This window comes from Lonsdalea britannica (assembly GCF_946477055.1).
Taxonomy (GTDB): Bacteria; Pseudomonadota; Gammaproteobacteria; order Enterobacterales; family Enterobacteriaceae; genus Lonsdalea; species Lonsdalea britannica_A.
On the sequence record NZ_CAMKXG010000298.1, the window covers coordinates 1 to 3,693 of the forward strand.

Sequence of the window (3,693 nt, forward strand, 5' to 3'; positions counted from 1 at the left end):
CCTGACACGCTTCGCAGCGTCCGCCCCGCACGTTAAAGCTGAAACGGCCGGGGTTGTAGCCGCGAGTTCGTGATTCCGGCACGCCAGCGAACAGCTCACGAATAGGCGTGAACACGCCGGTGTACGTCGCCGGGTTGGAGCGCGGCGTACGCCCGATCGGGCTTTGATCGATATCGATCACTTTATCGAAGTGATCCAATCCCTGAATATCGCGATACGGCGCGGATTCAGCAATGGTAGCGCCGTTGAGCTGGCGCTGAGCCAGCGGGAACAGCGTATCGTTGATCAACGTGGACTTGCCCGATCCAGACACCCCGGTGATACAGGTAAACAGCCCTACCGGCAGCGTCAGCGTCACGTCTTTGAGGTTATTGCCCTTGGCGCCGATGAGCTTCAGCACTTTGGTCGGGTCCGCCGCCACGCGTTCGGCTGGCACCTCGATTTTCCGCTGACCGCTGAGGAACTGCCCGGTGAGGGATTCCGGTACCGCCATGATTTCGTCGACGGTGCCTTCGGCGATCACTTCGCCGCCGTGGACCCCGGCGCCGGGACCAATGTCGATCACATGATCGGCCGCTCGGATGGCATCTTCATCATGCTCGACCACAATCACGGTATTGCCGAGATTGCGCAGGTGAATCAGCGTTTCCAACAGACGTTCGTTATCCCGCTGATGCAGACCGATGGACGGTTCGTCCAGCACATACATCACGCCGACCAATCCCGCGCCGATCTGGCTGGCCAGACGAATACGCTGCGCTTCGCCGCCGGACAGCGTTTCCGCGGAACGGGATAGCGACAGGTAGTTCAAGCCCACGTTCACCAGGAAGCGCAAACGGTCGCCGATTTCTTTCAATACTTTCTCGGCGATCTTCGCGCGCTGGCCGCTCAGTTCGATATCCTGGAAAAAGCTCAGCGCCTGACCGATGCTCATGTCGGAAATCTGCGGCAACGTCGTTTCAGCCACATACACATGGCGAGCCTCCTGACGCAGACGGGTGCCGTGGCAGCTGGCGCAGGAACGATTGCTGATAAACTTCGCCAGCTCTTCACGTACCGCCGTGGATTCCGTTTCCTTATAGCGGCGCTCCATGTTGTGCAAGACACCTTCGAACGGATGGCGTCGCACCGAGGTATCGCCGCGGTCGTTAATATATTTGAATTCGATATTCTGCTTGCCGGAGCCGTACAGCACGACGTTCTGAACGTCGGCGCTCAGGCTGTCGAAAGGCGCGTCGACATCAAATTCGTAGTGTTCCGCGAGCGACCGCAGCATCTGGAAATAATAGAAATTACGGCGATCCCATCCGCGAATCGCGCCCCCGGCCAACGACAGTTCCTGATTTTGGATGACGCGGGACGGATCGAAAAATTGTTGTACGCCTAACCCATCGCAGGTCGGACACGCGCCAGCGGGGTTGTTGAAGGAGAACATACGCGGTTCCAGCTCATGCATGCTGTAGCCGCAGATCGGACAGGCGAAGTTAGCCGAAAACAGCAGTTCAGGCGCGTTGCTGTCATCCATATCAGCGACCACGGCGCTGCCGCCGGAAAGCTCAAGCGCGGTCTCGAACGACTCCGCCAGCCGCTGAGCCAGATCGCTGCGGACCTTGAAGCGGTCAACGACAACCTCGATGGTGTGCTTCTTCTGCAGCTCCAGCTTCGGCGGATCAGACAGGTCGCACACCTCGCCGTCGATGCGAGCGCGGATATACCCCTGCGTCGCCAGATTTTCCAGCGTTTTGGTGTGCTCGCCCTTGCGGTCTTTCACTATCGGCGCCAGCAGCATCAACCGTTTGTCTTCCGGCTGCGCCAGCACGTTGTCGACCATCTGACTCACGGTCTGCGCATCCAGCGGAACGCCGTGTTCCGGGCAGCGCGGCTCCCCGACGCGGGCATACAGCAGGCGCAGGTAGTCATGAATTTCAGTGATCGTGCCGACGGTGGAACGCGGGTTGTGAGACGTCGACTTCTGTTCGATGGAGATGGCTGGCGACAATCCTTCGATATGATCGACGTCCGGTTTTTCCATCAGAGACAAAAACTGACGGGCATACGCCGACAGCGATTCCACATAACGCCGCTGCCCCTCGGCGTAGAGGGTGTCAAAAGCCAGCGATGACTTTCCTGATCCGGATAATCCCGTGACCACAATCAGCTTATCGCGTGGGATTATCAGATTGATATTCTTGAGATTATGAGTACGGGCACCACGAACTTCGATATTATCCATTCACATACTTCCCGTCATTGACGCTGTTTTGCATCCCTCACACAGAGAGAAATCCAGTACGAAACCAATGATTATGGCATAAATAAAACTGAATGGATAACCAGTAGTGGTTGTCAAATAAACGGGTGCAGGAAAAAATTATGCGGCGCTCATCGCGAGTATAATAAGACGGTGTAGCGTGCTAGAATTCAGCGTTTAGACTATTTAAAAATTGATCCATCAGGAGACACCCACATGGCCAGCAGAGGCGTTAATAAAGTCATTCTTCTCGGGAATCTCGGACAAGACCCGGAAGTTCGTTACATGCCGAATGGCGGCGCAGTAGCCAACATTACCCTGGCCACGTCCGAAAGCTGGCGCGATAAGCAAACCGGCGAGCAGAAAGAAAAAACCGAGTGGCACCGCGTTGTGCTGTTCGGCAAACTCGCTGAAGTCGCCGGAGAATACCTGCGCAAGGGTTCTCAGGTGTATATCGAAGGCCAGCTGCAGACGCGTAAATGGCAGGATCAAAGCGGTACTGACCGTTACACGACCGAAGTTGTCGTGAATATCGGCGGCACCATGCAGATGCTCGGCGGCCGTTCAGGCGGCGGCGCACCGGCAGGCGGTCCTGCTGGCGGCAACAACCAGCAGCAGGGCGGCTGGGGTCAGCCTCAGCAGCCGCAGGCGAACAACCAGTTCAGCGGCGGCGGACAGGCAGCGCGCCCGCAGCAGAATTCAGCGCCAGCAGCACCGAACAACGAACCACCGATGGATTTTGACGACGATATCCCGTTCTAATTCGAACCCGATTCGTTGATTGAACCGTCCGTTAAAAAACCCCGAGATATCGGGGTTTTTTATTGCGTGGAATCTAGAGAGACCTTCTCGGCGGGCATAACCGGAAATACGTGGGATGCCGCCTGAGAGGTATTGGAGGGCTCATACCTCCACGGCTCGGACACTCTTTTTATGTCATGGCGTTCGTGCTCTGTCTGTGTGGGATCACCATGGCAGACTACGTCCCGCTCTCGGCGCGGTTCCCCATGCTGGCGCCTGACGGTAAAGGTACTACGATGTCGGTACTGAATCTCAGCGCGGGTCTGGGGGAGTTTATCGCACCGGCCATCACTCGGCGCTGACTGCGTAGTAGGCATCTATGCCGGATTGTATAGTTTGCGTGCCGTCCTGACACCGTTCCTGAAATCGCTCCCCGGATGGCGATGAAAAACAAAATAGCCTGAGTCTATTTCTCTATGCTGAGTGATAGAGGTCTCTGACTTATCATCAGGCCCTTCATTTTTGATAGCGCATCTCATTCTCTCGAAAAAGTCCCGCATCACAACAGCAATAATATCGCCGTTCTGTCTTCTGTACCGGCAAAAGATGAACACTCGATTTATATATCAATCATTAACTTCATAATATATGAACCCAGAAAAGCTCAATATGTATACTGTCTCTTATACACATCTCCGAGC

The 3,693-nt window shown here is 55.8% G+C and carries 3 protein-coding genes; 2 read left to right on the forward strand and 1 reads right to left on the reverse strand.

Annotated elements, in window-relative coordinates; all coding sequences use genetic code 11:
* On the reverse strand, positions 1-2,233 hold a 2,233-nt coding region (uvrA, locus tag Q7O77_RS15525; protein ID WP_304169408.1), incomplete at its 3' end, for an excinuclease ABC subunit UvrA.
* A 234-nt stretch (positions 2,234-2,467) separates the two neighbouring features.
* On the opposite strand from uvrA, the gene ssb1 reads away from it, so the two are divergent.
* Both ssb1 and Q7O77_RS15535 read left to right on the forward strand, forming a co-directional pair.
* On the forward strand, positions 2,468-3,013 hold the full coding sequence (gene ssb1 / locus Q7O77_RS15530) for a single-stranded DNA-binding protein SSB1 (RefSeq protein WP_304169412.1): 546 nt from the start codon (positions 2,468-2,470) through the stop codon (positions 3,011-3,013).
* A 209-nt stretch (positions 3,014-3,222) separates the two neighbouring features.
* Entirely contained in the window at positions 3,223-3,354 is a 132-nt protein-coding gene (locus Q7O77_RS15535) for a hypothetical protein (protein ID WP_304169415.1), read from the forward strand.
* The last annotated feature ends 339 nt before the right edge of the window (positions 3,355-3,693 follow it).